The organism is Ectopseudomonas oleovorans (assembly GCF_029845265.1).
Taxonomy (GTDB): Bacteria; Pseudomonadota; Gammaproteobacteria; order Pseudomonadales; family Pseudomonadaceae; genus Aquipseudomonas; species Aquipseudomonas oleovorans.
This window is the reverse complement of the sequence record NZ_JAOCLK010000008.1, coordinates 96,939-111,149: the sequence shown is the minus strand read 5'-3', so window position 1 is coordinate 111,149 and position 14,211 is coordinate 96,939. Positions and strand designations below refer to the sequence as shown.

Annotated in this window: 15 protein-coding genes; 6 read left to right on the top strand and 9 right to left on the bottom strand. The window is 63.7% G+C overall.

The genetic code is table 11. From position 1 onward, the window contains the following. Positions 1-46: 46 nt before the first annotated feature. Positions 47-727: a GMP/IMP nucleotidase gene (yrfG, locus tag N5J71_RS06355; RefSeq protein WP_279916544.1), complete on the bottom strand. Its 681-nt coding sequence runs from the start codon at positions 725-727 to the stop codon at positions 47-49. Positions 728-836: 109 nt separating this feature from the next. On the opposite strand from yrfG, the gene nudE reads away from it, so the two are divergent. Continuing rightward, positions 837-1,403: an ADP compounds hydrolase NudE gene (gene nudE, locus N5J71_RS06350; protein WP_279916543.1), complete on the top strand. Its 567-nt coding sequence runs from the start codon at positions 837-839 to the stop codon at positions 1,401-1,403. Then, positions 1,400-2,218 (top strand): 3'(2'),5'-bisphosphate nucleotidase CysQ, encoded by an 819-nt coding sequence (gene cysQ, locus N5J71_RS06345; protein WP_279916542.1) that lies wholly within the window; start codon positions 1,400-1,402, stop codon positions 2,216-2,218. Before nudE ends, cysQ begins: the two co-directional genes overlap by 4 nt. 52 nt (positions 2,219-2,270) lie before the next feature. Here the strand turns inward: cysQ and N5J71_RS06340 are convergent, their stop codons facing one another. The 8 genes from N5J71_RS06340 to gshB form a co-directional block, all read right to left on the bottom strand. Further along, positions 2,271-4,178 (bottom strand): beta-ketoacyl synthase, encoded by a 1,908-nt coding sequence (locus N5J71_RS06340; protein ID WP_279916541.1) that lies wholly within the window; start codon positions 4,176-4,178, stop codon positions 2,271-2,273. A 255-nt stretch (positions 4,179-4,433) separates the two neighbouring features. Then, positions 4,434-5,705 (bottom strand): dihydroorotase, encoded by a 1,272-nt coding sequence (locus tag N5J71_RS06335; RefSeq protein ID WP_003458775.1) that lies wholly within the window; start codon positions 5,703-5,705, stop codon positions 4,434-4,436. Next, on the bottom strand, positions 5,705-6,712 hold the full coding sequence (locus tag N5J71_RS06330; protein WP_003458776.1) for an aspartate carbamoyltransferase catalytic subunit: 1,008 nt from the start codon (positions 6,710-6,712) through the stop codon (positions 5,705-5,707). The genes N5J71_RS06335 and N5J71_RS06330 overlap by 1 nt, the downstream gene beginning before the upstream one ends. A gap of 11 nt (positions 6,713-6,723) precedes the next feature. Then, entirely contained in the window at positions 6,724-7,227 is a 504-nt protein-coding gene (pyrR, locus tag N5J71_RS06325) for a bifunctional pyr operon transcriptional regulator/uracil phosphoribosyltransferase PyrR (RefSeq protein ID WP_011920652.1), read from the bottom strand. Positions 7,228-7,373: 146 nt separating this feature from the next. Next, the gene (gene ruvX, locus N5J71_RS06320; RefSeq protein ID WP_279533206.1) at positions 7,374-7,811 is read right to left on the bottom strand and encodes a Holliday junction resolvase RuvX; all 438 of its coding nucleotides are present in this window, start codon (positions 7,809-7,811) and stop codon (positions 7,374-7,376) included. After that, on the bottom strand, positions 7,808-8,377 hold the full coding sequence (locus N5J71_RS06315; protein WP_279916540.1) for a YqgE/AlgH family protein: 570 nt from the start codon (positions 8,375-8,377) through the stop codon (positions 7,808-7,810). Before N5J71_RS06315 ends, ruvX begins: the two co-directional genes overlap by 4 nt. Positions 8,378-8,471: 94 nt before the next feature. Beyond that, positions 8,472-9,368 carry an energy transducer TonB gene (locus N5J71_RS06310; protein WP_084340973.1) on the bottom strand — a complete coding sequence of 299 codons (897 nt, stop codon included), beginning with the start codon at positions 9,366-9,368 and terminating at the stop codon, positions 8,472-8,474. 88 nt (positions 9,369-9,456) lie between these two features. Beyond that, positions 9,457-10,413 (bottom strand): glutathione synthase, encoded by a 957-nt coding sequence (gene gshB, locus N5J71_RS06305; protein ID WP_206408120.1) that lies wholly within the window; start codon positions 10,411-10,413, stop codon positions 9,457-9,459. 242 nt (positions 10,414-10,655) lie between these two features. On the opposite strand from gshB, the gene pilG reads away from it, so the two are divergent. The 4 genes from pilG to N5J71_RS06285 all read left to right on the top strand — a co-directional run bounded on the left by pilG (position 10,656) and on the right by N5J71_RS06285 (position 14,175). Further along, positions 10,656-11,063, top strand: coding sequence for a twitching motility response regulator PilG (gene pilG, locus N5J71_RS06300; protein ID WP_003458788.1), 408 nt, complete (start codon positions 10,656-10,658; stop codon positions 11,061-11,063). A 46-nt stretch (positions 11,064-11,109) separates the two neighbouring features. Further along, the gene (gene pilH / locus N5J71_RS06295) at positions 11,110-11,475 is read left to right on the top strand and encodes a twitching motility response regulator PilH (RefSeq protein WP_003458790.1); all 366 of its coding nucleotides are present in this window, start codon (positions 11,110-11,112) and stop codon (positions 11,473-11,475) included. A 45-nt stretch (positions 11,476-11,520) separates the two neighbouring features. Next, the gene (locus N5J71_RS06290) at positions 11,521-12,054 is read left to right on the top strand and encodes a chemotaxis protein CheW (RefSeq protein ID WP_011920657.1); all 534 of its coding nucleotides are present in this window, start codon (positions 11,521-11,523) and stop codon (positions 12,052-12,054) included. Positions 12,055-12,138: 84 nt separating this feature from the next. Continuing rightward, entirely contained in the window at positions 12,139-14,175 is a 2,037-nt protein-coding gene (locus N5J71_RS06285; RefSeq protein WP_003458793.1) for a methyl-accepting chemotaxis protein, read from the top strand. Positions 14,176-14,211 lie beyond the last annotated feature (36 nt).

The following is a 14,211-nucleotide window of genomic DNA, read 5'->3' as shown; positions in this document are numbered from 1 at the left end:
CCTTGGCGGCGATCGGCATCATTCACGATCGCCGGCAAGCCGGCTCCTACAGTGAGGGCGTCGCAGGCAGTCCGTGCACCAACTCCCGGTAGTCCCCCACTGCGGCGAACTCCTCGGTATCTTTAGGCCCGGCCTGGCTGTCTGGTTGGCGCACGGCGAGCAGATGGGCGACGCCAAAGCGTCCGGCGCTACGCAGGATCGGCAGGCTGTCGTCGATGAACAGGGCCCTCGCAGGGTCGAAGTCGACATCCTGGCGCAGGGCGAACCAGAACTGCTGATCCTCCTTGGGGAAACCGTAGTCGTGGGAGCTGATCAGGCGTTCGAACCAGGGTGCCAGCTCGACGCGTTCCAGTTTCAGTGACAGTGAGTCGCGGTGCGCGTTGGTGATCAGCACCACGCGCTTGCCAGCTTCGCGCAGGGCGCGCAGAAACAGTTCTGCATCGGTGCGCAGGGCGATCAGGTGCGCGACCTCGCGCTTGAGCTCACGGATCGACAGCCGCAGCTCGCGGCTCCAGAAGTCGGTGCAGTACCAGTTCAGCGTACCGGCATGCTGGCGAAACAGCGGCAGCAGCTCGGCCTCGGCCAGCGCCAGGCTGACGCCATGGTGCTCGGCGTAGCGCTGCGGCAGGTGGGTGAGCCAGAAGTGGTTGTCGAAGTGCAGGTCGAGCAACGTGCCGTCCATGTCCAGCAGGACGGTGTCGATCTGGTGCCAGGGCAGTGCGGGCATGCGTGGGTCTCGGTTGTGGCGATGGTTTCGCCTTGATGCAATCTCGCTCAGGGATAATGCGAAAAGCCGCTGTATGATAACCCGCTCGGTCCCGCCAAGGAGTTGCCTCATGCGCCAAAAACCCACGGTCCTCGCCCGCGAAATCGTCGCCAGCAGCCGCCTGTTTCGTGTCGAGCAAGTGCAGTTGCGCTTCTCCAATGGCGCTGAGCGCACCTATGAGCGTCTGGTGGGCAAGGGCGTCGGCTACGGCGCGGTGATGGTGGTGGCGATGCTCGATGCCGAGCACGCGGTGTTGATCGAGGAATACTGCGGCGGCACCGATGACTACCAGCTGTCGCTGCCCAAGGGCCTGATCGAGCCGGGTGAGGATGTGCTGGTTGCCGCCAACCGCGAGCTCAAGGAAGAGTCCGGTTTCGGCGCGCACGAGTTGGAGTACATCACCGAGCTGAGCCTGTCGCCCGGTTACATGAGCCAGAAGATTCAGGTGGTGCTGGCGCGCAACCTGTACGAGGAGCGCCTGCCAGGTGATGAGCCCGAGCCGATGCGGGTCGACCGCATCAGCCTGCGCGAGCTATCCAGCCTGGCCCAGCACGAACAGTTCAGCGAAGGCCGCGCACTGGCGGCGCTGTACCTGGTGCGCGACCTGCTGACTCAGCGCGGGGAGTACCGTCCATGAGCCATCCCTACATCCCCAAGGTAATCGACCTGGTTCGTGCCGCCGGCGCGGCGACCCTGCCGTACTGGCGCAGCGATGTGGCGGTGACGGAGAAGGCCGATGCCTCGCCGGTGACCGCCGCCGACCTGGCCGCGCACCATATCCTGCTCGATGGCCTGCAGGCGCTGGCGCCGGAGGTGCCGGTGCTGTCGGAGGAGGCCGCCGACATTCCGCTGGCTGAGCGCGCCGCCTGGACGCGTTGGTGGCTGGTCGATCCGCTCGATGGCACCAAGGAATTCATCGCCGGCTCCGAAGAGTTCACGGTCAATGTCGCGTTGATCGAACAGGGACGAGTGGTCTTCGGTGTGGTGGGTATTCCCGCCAATGGCCGCTGCTATTACGGCGGCGCTGGTCTGGGCGCCTGGTGTAGCGACGTGCCGGGCAAGGAGTATTCGATCAGCGTGCGCCTGGCGCCTGCGCAGGGTTTCACCCTGGTAGCCAGCAAACGTCACTCCAGCGCCGCGCAGGAAACTCTGCTGGTGGGGCTTTCCGCGCGTTTCGGCGAGCCGGCGCTGGCCAATATCGGCAGTTCGCTGAAGTTCTGTCTGCTGGCCGAAGGCAATGCCGACTGCTACCCGCGTCTGGCGCCTACCTCGCAGTGGGACACCGCCGCGGCACAGGGCGTGCTGGAAGGGGCGGGTGGCGAAGTGCTGAATCTGGCCGGCGAAGTGCTGACCTACGAGGCGCGCGAATCCTTTCTCAACCCCTCGTTTCTGGCCTTGCCGGCCGCCGCCGAGTGGCGTGGCGAGCTGATCGAGCTGGCGCGGACGTTGTAGGGCGGGTGCAACCCGCCACATCGGCCATGGCGGGTTGCACCCGCCCTACGGCTCAATCGAGCATATCGCTGTAACGAGCGTCCTTCCTGAACACCAGCGGCTGGTCGAAGCCCGGCACCTTCACTTCTTCGGTGGTGATGGAGATCGCCTGGTCGTCGATCATGTCGTTGCCGAAGTTGTAGATGATGTCCAGCTTGCCCTGCAGGGCAAGCTGGTCGTACGCGGCAGCGGCGGCACGGGTGCTCTCGCGGCGCGCCAGGTAGGCGTCGAAGGCGGCCTGGCCATGACGCTTGCGCAGCATGCGCTCGGCTACGTGTGGGGCCAGCACCAGGGCGCTGGCGTTGTTGCCGCCGAAGCCCTTGGAGTTGATGAAGGCCACGTCCAGCGCCTGCTCACCCACCTTACGGTCTTCGATGGACAGGCTCAGGTGATCCTGATGCACGTCGCCGGCGACTGCGTCGATGGTCTTCAGGCCCGGCACGATGCCGTACTTGAAGGCACCGAGGGCAGCGATCACCTGGTCGCCGCTGGCAGTGGCCAGGGAGTGGCCGACGAAGGCCTTCACTGCGGTGATCGGCCATTGTTCGATACCGAAGGCAGCCGCGACGCGGTCGAGAATCTCCGACTCGGTAACGCGGTTGGCCGGGGTGCTGGAGCCATGGGCGTGAACGAAGCTGCGGCTACGCACGGCGTCCAGGCCGAGCAGTTGCACAGCGCTGGCCACGGCCTTGGCCACGGTCAGGTAGTTGCCCGGGCCGGGGGCGGAAATGGATTTCTTGAAACCATCGGCGTTGATGAACACGTCCGGCACCGCGCCATGGATGTCGGCACCCAGCTCCAGGGCCAGTTCGTCGTCCATCAGCACCAAGAATTGGCAGGCTTCGGCCAGGGTGAAGCCGCAGTTGTCGCCGAACGGGCGGCTGGCGCGGCGGAAATCCACGTCGCTCTTGCCCTCGATCTGGCGCAGGCCTTCTTCGGTGGCCAGCGCGCCCATGGCGCCGTAACCCTCGATGCACTCCTGGTTGATCGGCGCCTCGCTGCTGCCGACGATCACCACACGCGCCTTGCCGCTGGCGATCTGCTCGATGCCCTTCTGCAGGTTGTAGAGGAAGGTGGCGCAGGCACCGGTGATGCTGCCGGTGGTGCCGACGCTGCCGAGCACGTAGGCGTTGATGAAGTCCGCCGGCATGGTATTGAGGCCCAGGGCCAGCTGCTTGGCGGTGACGCGGCCGCCTTTCAGGCGCGACTGCATCATGCCGCCGAAGCCGTTCTCGTCGAGCTGGCTCATGATGCAGCTGGCAAACACGGCGATCTCGTCCGGGGCGACATGCTGGACGATGCGCTGCCAGTCGATGCCCACCGAGCGCAGCGCGTCAGTGACGCCGACCACGGTCATGGCCAGGCCGCGCGGATGGAAACGCGCGTTGTACAGCTCGCTCGGCTCGAACCCGGTGGGCAACTGGCCGGCGGACTTCACCGCCAGTGGGCGGTAGCTGTCGACCTTGAATTCGCAGCTGTCGTGCAGGGTGACGCGCACTTCATTGCCGTCGAGCTCTTCTACGGACCAGTTGGCCGGCAGTGGCTCGGGCAGTTGCTTGCGCTGGGTGATGAAGCTCAGGTTGGCACCATTGGCGGGAGCGACGTCGATGCTCTTCTGCCAGTGGGCGGCGTCCGGGTCGAGATGCTGTTTCTCGATGCGGCGCACCAGGGTGCCGGCCAGAATCTGCTTGCCGTAGCGGCTTTCGATCTCGGCGAGGCTCAGTGCTTGGCCGTCCTGATCCTGATACTTGCCATCGACCACGCGTACCAGCTTCATCATCTGCGCCAGCCCGGCCAGGGTTTCCTGGCGCGCCTGGGGTTCCAGCGACTCCTGCACGGTACGGCGAAAACCATGGTGGAAGGAGCTGCGCCCGGCTGCGTTGTAACCCCCAAAACCCACGATCACAGGTAAGCGCGACATAACTCAAAAGCTCCTGAACAAGGCCAGCGCGACGCCAGGCCGGCGCCTTGGGCGCGGGCGGGGTCATAGGGCGGTGGCATTTGGAAAATTTCGGCTGCCTAACCTGACGTGGATCATGACCGTCGAGTCACTCATTCGTCCAATGTCGTGGCAAGTGCGGCGCGTGTCGCGGATGGGATGGGACTTTGCAAGGGCCGAGGGTGCGCCTGGCGCACCCTCGAACAGCGAGCCCGCCAGGCGGTGGGCTCGAAGGGCTCAGCTCTGGTAGCTGATATGTCCATCCACCAGCGTGTAGCGCACCGCGCCGGGCAGGCAATGGCCGATGAACGGGCAGTTGCTGCCCTTGGAGTACCACTGCTCGCCAGCGACGGTGGAGGCCTGCGCATCGAACAGCACGATATCGGCAGCGCCACCAACGCTCAGCGTGCCGGCCGGCAGGCGCAATGCGGCGGCTGGGCCACTGGTCAAACGTGCCAGCAGCGTCGGCAGATCCAGCAGGCCGTCCTGCACCAGGCTCATGGCCAGCGGCAGCTGCAGTTGCACGCTGCTGATGCCCGGCTCGGTGGCGGCGAAGGGCGCCAGCTTGGCGTCGCGTTCGTGCGGTTGGTGGTGGCTGGCGATGGCCGAGATCACTCCGGCCTTTACCGCTTCGCGCAGACCGTCGCGGTCGGCCCGCGAGCGCAGTGGTGGCTGTACGTGATAGAGACTGGAAAAATCGATCAGCGCCTCATCGGTGAGGATCAGTTGGTACAGCGCCACGTCGGCGGTCACCGGCAGACCACGTGCCTGGGCGGAGGCGATCAGCTCGGCGCCGCGGGCGCTGGTGATCTGGCTGAAGTGCGCGCGCACGCCGCTCTGTTCCACCAGCAGCAGGTCGCGGGCCAGGGCCACGGTCTCGGCGGTTTCCGGGATGCCGGCCAGGCCGAGGAAGCTGGCGGTCGGGCCCTCATGCGCCAGCCCGCCTTCGGCCAGGTCGGCATCCTGCGAATGGAAGATCACCTGCAAGTCGAAGGTGGCCGCATATTCCAGCGCGCGGCGCAGGGTGCGGCTGCTGCGGAAGTTGTCCAGGCCGTTACCGAAGGCGACGCAACCGGCATCGCGCAGGGCAACCAGCTCGGCCAGTTGTTCGCCAGCCAGCCCCTTGCTCAGCGCGCCAATGGGGAAGACCTTGGTGTGTCCGGCTTCGCGGGCGCGGTCGAGAATCAGCTCGGCCACCGCCGAGGTATCCAGCACCGGCTTGGTGATCGGAGGGCAGCACAGGCTGGTGACGCCGCCGGCCGCAGCCGCCAGGGTTTCCGTGGCGATGCTGCCCTTGCGGCTATAGCCTGGCTCGCGCAGGGCCACGGACAGGTCGACAAGGCCGGGGGCAGCGATCAGTCCTTGGGCGTCGAGCGTCTTGTCGGCGACGAAGCCAGCAGGCGCCTGGCCGATGGCGGCCAGCTTGGTGCCGTCGATATAGAGGTCAGTGACCTGATCCAGGCCGCTGGCCGGGTCGATCACGCGAGCGCCGAGGATTGCGGTACGCATCAGTTGGCCTCCTCGGCGTTGAGTTGACGTTGGGCGTTCTGCCCGCTCATGGCCATCGACAGCACGGCCATGCGGATGGCGATGCCGTAGGTGACCTGGTTGAGGATCACCGACTGCGGGCCGTCAGCCACTGCCGACTCGATCTCCACGCCGCGGTTGATCGGGCCTGGGTGCATCACCAGGGCATCCGGCTTGGCCAGTTTCAGGCGCTGCTCGGTGAGGCCGAACAGGCGATAGAACTCGCCCTCGCTGGGCAGCAGGCCGCCCTGCATGCGCTCGCGCTGCAGGCGCAGCATGATCACCACGTCGACGTCCTTGAGGCCTTCATTGGCATCACTGAATACGCGCACACCGTAGCTTTCCTCCAGGCCGACGGGCAGCAGGGTCTTCGGCGCAATGACGCGGATATCCGGGCAGCCCAGGGTCTTCAGCGCCAACATGTTCGAGCGTGCCACCCGCGAGTGCAGGATGTCGCCGACGATGGCCACCGACAGGTTCTCGAAGTCGCCCTTGTGGCGGCGGATGGTGAGCATGTCGAGCATGCCCTGGGTCGGGTGCGCGTGACGACCGTCGCCGCCGTTGATGATCGCCAGGTTCGGGCACACGTGCTCGGCGATGAAGTGCGCGGCGCCGGAGTCGGCATGTCGCACGACGAAGATGTCGGCGGCCATGGCTTCGAGGTTGCGCAGGGTGTCGAACAGTGTCTCGCCCTTGCTGGTGGAGCTGGTGGAGACGTTGAGGCTGATGACGTCGGCCGACAGGCGCTGGGCGGCCAGCTCGAAGGTGGTGCGGGTGCGCGTGGAGTTCTCGAAGAACACGTTGCACACGGTCTTGCCGCGCAGCAGCGGGACTTTCTTCACGGCCCGCGCGCCGACTTCGAGGAAGGAGTCGGCGGTGTCGAGGATTTCGGTCAACAGCTCGCGGGGCAGGCCGTCGAGTGAGAGGAAGTGGCGCAACTGACCTTGGTCATTCAGTTGCAGCGGGCGCTTGGCGGCGAGTGGCGTCATCGCAGGGAGTCTCAGTTGGCGAGCGTCTGGAGTTCGAGGGTCAGCGGCGTGGGGCCGGACAATTTTACCCGCTCGCTGGCGGCCAGCGACAGGGTGGCGCCGACCACGTCGGGGCGGATCGGCAACTCGCGGGCGTTCAAGTCGAGCAGGCTGACCAGGGTCACGCTGGCTGGGCGGCCGTAATCGAACAGTTCGTTCAGCGCGGCGCGGATGGTGCGCCCGCTCATCAGTACGTCGTCGATCAGTACCAGGTGCTGGCCTTCGATTTCGAATGGCAGCTCGGATGGTTGCACCTGTGGATGCAGGCCGTTCTGGGTGAAATCGTCACGGTAGAACGACACATCAAGGATGCCCAGTGCGTCGTTACGCCCTAGTGCTTGCAGCAAGGCCTGGGCGACCCAGACGCCGCCGGTGCGGATGCCGATGAAGCGCGGCTCGCTGATCTGGCGCTGGTTGAGGTGCTGGGTCAGGGCGCTGGCCATGGCTGGCAGCAGGTCGTTGGGGTTGGGTAGCATGGCGAAACTCCAAATATGAACAGCTTCTGAGAGCGTAAGCGAGGCCGCCGAGGCAAGGCAAAAACAGGCGAGGAAGCGCAGTTTACGAGTTGTAAATGAGCATTCCGAGCCTGTTTTTAACGCAGCATCGGCAACGCAGGTAGCTCTCAGACCGTGCAGTTTTCCTCTAGCCAGCCTTGTAGCAACAAGGCTGCGGCAATGGCATCGACCGGGCGCTCGCGATAGCCGCCACTCTGGCCTTCGCGCAGGCGCTGGCCCTTGGCCTCGAAGGTGGTCAGGCGTTCGTCGTGGGTGTAGGCCGGCAGGTTGAAGCGGCCGTTGAGGCGGCGGGCGAATTTCTCGGCGCGGGCGCTCATCTCGCTGGGCGTGCCGTCCATGTTCAGCGGCAGGCCGACCACCACGGCGTCCGGCTGCCATTCCTTGATCAGCGCTTCGACGCGGTTCCAGTCCGGCACGCCGTTCTGCGCCTTGAGCACGCACAGTTCACGGGCCTGGCCGGTGATCACCTGGCCGACGGCGACGCCGATCTGCTTGGTGCCGTAGTCGAAGCCCAGTAACAGGCGCAGTGGCTTGTCGCTCATCAGGCGTGCCCGACCTGTGAGGTCAGCAGGCTGAGGTCGACGCCCAGGCGCGCGGCTGCGGCGTTAAGACGCTGGTCGAACGGCAGGTCGAAGAGAATGCTGCTGTCGGCGGGGCAGGTCAGCCAGGCGTTGTCGGCCAGTTCCGCTTCCAGTTGCCCGGCATCCCAGCCGGCGTAACCGAGCGTGATCAGGTACTTGTCCGGGCCCCTACCATCGGCGATGGCGAACAGCACGTCCTGTGAGGTGGACAAGCCCAGTTCACCAAGATCCAAAGTGGCCTGGAACTGCTGGCCGGCCGGGTGCAGGACGAAGCCGCGGTCGGTCTGCACCGGGCCGCCGGCGAAGATAGGCAGGCTGTGGCACAACGCTGCGGGCTCTGCCTCGGGGCGCAATTGCTCGAGTACGTCGGCCAGGCTGAGGCCATTGGGCTTGTTGATCACCAGACCCATTGCGCCTTGTGCGTTGTGCTCGACCAGGTAGGTGACGGTCTGTGCGAAGTTCGGATCGTCCATGTGCGGCATGGCGATCAGAAAGTGATGCTTGAGCGAGGTGGGGGCTGAGTTCTTCATGACGGCTAGTTTCGGCTTTAAGGCGCCGGGCTTCAAGCTGTAGGGCAATGCAGGACGCCCGCGGCTTCGTATGCAGACCGTTTCGATCGACGCTCTAGTTGCTCGACAGTCGATCGCCGCGCTCGAAGCGCCAGGTGCGGATGATCTCCAGGCGGTCGATATCAGCCAGGTCGCCGGTGAAGGGCGCATAGGGCGCGGCCAGGCGCACGATGCGCTGCGCGGCCTGGTCGAGCATGGCCTGGCCGGACGATTCCAGCACCTGGACCTCGTACAGCGAGCCGTCACGGTTGATCGACACCAGCAGGCGCAGGCTGCCATAGATGCGCTGACGACGAGCATCGTCGGGATAATTCAGGTTGCCGATGCGCTCGACCTTCTTGCGCCATTCGTCCTTGTACCAGGCGCCCTTGTCGCGCATGGTCGAGGCAGCATTGAGGCGGTGGATCTTCGGGCGTTTGGCATAGGCCTGCACCTCCTGCGCCAGTTCCGCTTCCAGGCTGGCGATCTCGGCGGACAACTGAGCAGAGTCGAACACTGGCGCAGGCTGGGTTTGAGGCACCTGCTTGGTTTCTTCGCGTTTGACCGGGGTTTTCTGCTGCTGCGGTGCGCGTGTGGCGACTGCAGCCTTGGGGACTTCCTGTCTGGTGGCAGGCTGCTGCGGGGTGGCGGGCGGGGTGACCTTGCGCACCTCGCTGTCCTGGAAGGGCGCCTGCTCGGTGGTTTTGGGGGCTGCGGCATGTTCCAGCGTACCGCTGCCTTGCTGGTTGTCCTGTGCCAGGAAGTCCGCCTCCTTGGGCTTCTCTTCGCTCTTGAAGGTGGACAGGGTGATTTCCAGCGTCTTGCTTATCTCTGGCGGCGACTCCAGGGTGAAGCCGACGCCAAGAATCAGCGCCACATGCAGCGCTGCGGCGAGAAAGAGGGTGAACCCCAGGCGATCCGCCGGACGGACGGTGGCGGAGGGCACAGTGGTTGGGGTGGCTGCTGCGTTCATCGCGTATCGGGTCTGCTTTCGAATGTCGCGCAGTCTGCCGGGTAGCAGTAGGCGCCTGCAAGTTGCAGGCGCCAGGCTGCCACCTGCGTCAAGCTTTTAGCCCGCGCTTGTTGGCAATGCAGTCCATCAGGCGTTCGCCGATACGGGTATCGAAGGCGGCGTCGATCTCGCGGATGCAGGTCGGACTGGTGACGTTGATTTCCGTCAGATGGTCGCCGATTACGTCGAGCCCGACGAAGATCAGGCCTTTTTCGCGCAGGGTGGGGCCAACTGCCGCAGCGATCTCGCGGTCGCGTTCGGTCAGTGGGCGGGCCTCGCCGCGTCCGCCGGCAGCCAGGTTGCCGCGAGTCTCGCCGGCGGCCGGGATGCGCGCCAGGCAGTAGGGTGCCGGTTCGCCGTCTATCATCAGGATGCGCTTGTCACCGTCCTTGATCGCCGGCAGGTAGGCCTGAACCATGATCTGTTGGCGACCATGCAGGGTCAGTGCTTCCAGAATCACGGAAAGATTCGGGTCGCCTTCACGGTGACGAAAGATTTGCGAACCACCCATGCCATCAAGGGGTTTGAGAATGATGTCACGGTGCTCATCGGCAAACTGGCGCACAATGTCGGGGCGCCGAGTGACCAGAGTAGGTGGTGTGTACCGAGGGAACTGGGTGGCGAAGAATTTTTCGTTGCAGTCACGCAGGCTCTGCGGCCGGTTCACGACCAGGACACCATCGCGCTCCGCCTGCTCGAGCAGGTAGGTGGAGTAGACGAATTCGTTATCGAAAGGTGGATCCTTGCGCATCAGGATCACGTCCAGTTCGGCCAGCGGCGTGTCCTGTTCGGCATCCAGGGCAAACCAGCGTTGCGGGTCGTTGAATACCTCCAGCGGGCGCATGCGGGCACGGGCCTGACCACGAACCTGGTAGAGATCCTGCTGCTCCATATAGAACAGCGACCAGCCGCGTGCTTGAGCGGCCAGTAACATGGCCAGCGAGCTGTCCTTCTTGAAGGAAATGTTGGCAATCGGATCCATGACGATCCCGAGACGAAGGCTCATGGGGGGAAATCTCCGCGAGATAAGAGGGTTGAGGCCTGGTTGGCTATGCCTTGTGAGGCTGTCAGGGTGGCGTTGGCGATGGCCTTGGTCAAGGGCTGGCGCAGCCCCGGCAGGCTTATAGATTGCATCTGGAGAGTGTGCTACAAAGGCCCGGCGACTGGGCCAAAGCCCATCGGCAACAGGGCCTCAGGCATACTGATAACGTGAATATAACGACTCACCGAGGCGATGGTAGGGCGAAAATGGAACAGCATTCCGAGGGTTTGAAAGTGATGGTGATCGACGATTCGAAAACGATTCGTCGCACCGCTGAAACTCTGCTGAAAAAAGTGGGCTGTGATGTCATCACTGCGGTCGATGGCTTCGATGCCCTGGCCAAGATTGCCGACACTCACCCCAGCATCATCTTTGTCGACATCATGATGCCGCGTCTCGATGGGTATCAGACCTGTGCCCTGATCAAGAACAACAGTGCCTTCAAATCCACCCCGGTGATCATGCTGTCCTCCAAGGACGGCCTGTTCGACAAGGCCAAGGGACGTATCGTCGGCTCCGATCAATACCTGACCAAGCCCTTCAGCAAGGAAGAGCTGCTCGGTGCGATCAAGGCCCATGTGCCGGACTTCACCCCGGTGGAACAAGCCTCCTGACGTTTCGGCCTGATCGCCGTACGCCACTTCTGTATTGGGAAACACCATGGCTCGAATTCTGATTGTTGATGACTCCCCGACCGAGATGTACAAGCTGACCGCCATGCTGGAAAAACATGGGCATCAGGTACTCAAGGCGGAAAACGGCGCTGACGGCGTGGCTCTGGCCCGCCAGGAAAAGCCCGACGCGGTGCTGATGGACATCGTCATGCCCGGCCTCAACGGCTTTCAGGCGACGCGTCAGCTGACCAAGGACGCCGAGACCAGCCACATTCCGGTGATCATCGTCACCACCAAGGATCAGGAAACCGACAAGGTCTGGGGTAAGCGCCAAGGCGCCAAGGACTACCTGACCAAGCCGATCGACGAAGATACCTTGCTGAAGACCCTCAATGCGGTACTGGCCGGCTGATGCCGTGCTGTCCGTGTACTAAATAAAAAGAAGGCCAAGGCTGGCATGTCTGCGCAGACTCCTTTCCAGATTCTCCTTGAGATTGACCAGCGTTGCCGTGCCCTGGCGGCTGGCCTGCCGTCGCAGCAGGCGGCGGTGCAGACCTGGAGCGGCATCGGCTTTCGTATGGGGGAGCGCCTGTTCGTTGCACCCATGGGGGAGGTGGGTGAGGTTTTGCACGAGCCGCGCTATACCTTGTTGCCAGGCGTGAAGAGTTGGGTCAAAGGGGTGGCCAACGTGCGTGGCCGCCTGTTGCCGATCATGGATCTGTGCGGCTTCTTCGGTAATGAACTGTCGCCGCTGCGCAAGCTGCGGCGGGTGCTGGTGGTCGACCACCAGGAAATCTTCGCCGGCCTGACGGTCGACGAAGTCTTCGGTATGCAGCATTTCCCCGTGGATGCCTACTCAGAACAACTGCCGCCTCTCGAGGCGAGCATTGCGCCGTTCATCCACGGTGTCTTCCAGCGAGAACAGCCCTGGTTGGTATTCAGCCCCTACGCGCTGGCTGCCGATCCGGGTTTTCTCGATGTGGCTTATTAAAAATTTATCGGTTGGGTCGGTTCTGCCGGCCTTTTGGCGTTACATGGGAACCGTAGTGCGGTCGGTCCAGGCGGGGGCCAGATAATGAAAAAACTAAATACAGGCAATTTGTTGGCGGGGGCACGCAGCAGTACGCTGATCGCAGCGCTGTTCGTCGTGCTTATCGTTTCCATCGTGCTGTTGTTCGCGAACTTCGCCTACATCAACACCCAGTCCAACTACGATACCGAGTACATCAGCCACTCCGGTGAGCTGCGCGTACTGTCCCAGCGGATCGCCAACAACGCCACTGAGGCTGCGGCGGGCAAGGCAGAGGCATTCGGCCTGCTGCGTGCTGCGCGTAACGACTTCCAGCGGCGCTGGAGTTACCTGACCGACGGTGATGCCAATACCGGCCTGCCTCCGGCACCTTCTTCGGTGCAAGCGCAGATGGCTGCGGTGCAGCAGGACTGGGACAGCCTGCGGCAGAACACCGACGCCATTATTGCCAGTGAGCAGACCGTACTGTCGCTGCACCAGGTAGCCGCCACCCTGGCGGAAACCATTCCGCAATTGCAGGTCGAGTACGAGGAAGTGGTCGACATCCTGCTGGAAAGCGGTGCGCCGGCTGCCCAGGTCTCTGTGGCCCAGCGTCAGTCGCTGCTGGCCGAGCGTATTCTCGGCTCGGTGAACAAGGTGCTGGCCGGTGACGAAGATTCGGTACAGGCCGCCGACATGTTCGGTCGTGATGCCAGCCTGTTCGGTCGCGTACTGGCCGCCATGCTCGAAGGCAACGCGGCGATGGAAATCAGCCAGGTGACCGACGAGGAGGCCCTCGAGCGTCTGGCCGAGATTTCCGAGCTGTTCGAATTCGTATCCGGTTCGGTGGACGAGATTCTCGAGACCTCGCCGGAACTGTTCCAGGTTCGTGAGTCGGCCAACTCCATCTTCACCGTGTCGCAGACCTTGCTGGATAAAGCCTCCGAGCTGGCTGCCGGCTTCGAAGACCTGGCTGACGGCCGTGCCATCAACACCCTGTTCGGCTACGTGCTGGGTGGTCTGGCGCTGGGTTCGATCATCCTCATCGGTCTGGTGATGGTGCGTGAGACCAACCGTCGTCTGGCCGAGACCGCCGAGAAGAACGAACGTAACCAGGCGGCGATTCTGCGTCTGCTCGATGAAATCGCCGACCTCGCCGACGGTGACCTGACCGTGGCCGCGACGGTAACCGAAGACTTCACCGGTGCCATCGCCGACTCCATCAACTACTCCATCGACCAGCTGCGCGACCTGGTAGCCACCATCAACCTGACCGCCGTTCAGGTAGCCGGTGCGGCCCAGGAAACCCAGGCCACGGCGATGCACCTGGCGGAAGCGTCCGAGCACCAGGCGCAGGAAATTGCCGGTGCCTCCGCGGCGATCAACGAAATGGCCGTGTCGATTGACCAGGTATCGGCGAACGCCTCGGAATCCTCCGCGGTAGCGGAACGTTCCGTAGCCATCGCCAACAAGGGCAACGAAGTCGTACACAACACCATCACCGGCATGGATAACATCCGTGAGCAGATCCAGGACACCTCGAAGCGAATCAAGCGCCTCGGTGAATCGTCCCAGGAGATCGGTGACATCGTTAGCCTGATTAACGACATTGCCGACCAGACCAACATCCTTGCACTGAACGCCGCGATCCAGGCGTCGATGGCCGGTGATGCCGGTCGCGGCTTCGCCGTGGTAGCGGACGAGGTACAACGCCTCGCAGAACGTTCCTCGGCGGCGACCAAGCAGATCGAGGCGCTGGTAAAAACCATTCAGACCGACACCAACGAAGCCGTTATCTCCATGGAGCAGACGACTTCCGAAGTGGTGCGCGGTGCCCGCCTGGCGCAGGACGCCGGGGTGGCCCTGGAAGAGATCGAGAAGGTATCGAAAACCCTCGCGGCCCTCATCCAGAACATTTCCAACGCCGCCCGCCAGCAGGCTTCGTCTGCGGGCCACATTTCCAACACCATGAACGTGATCCAGGAGATCACCTCGCAGACGTCCTCGGGTACCACCGCCACCGCCAAGAGCATTGGTAACCTGGCCAAGATGGCCAGTGAGATGCGCAAGTCGGTATCCGGTTTCACCCTGCCAGACGCCTGATAAAGGAGTGCGGAGGCTGGCTGCAGCCTCCGCTAC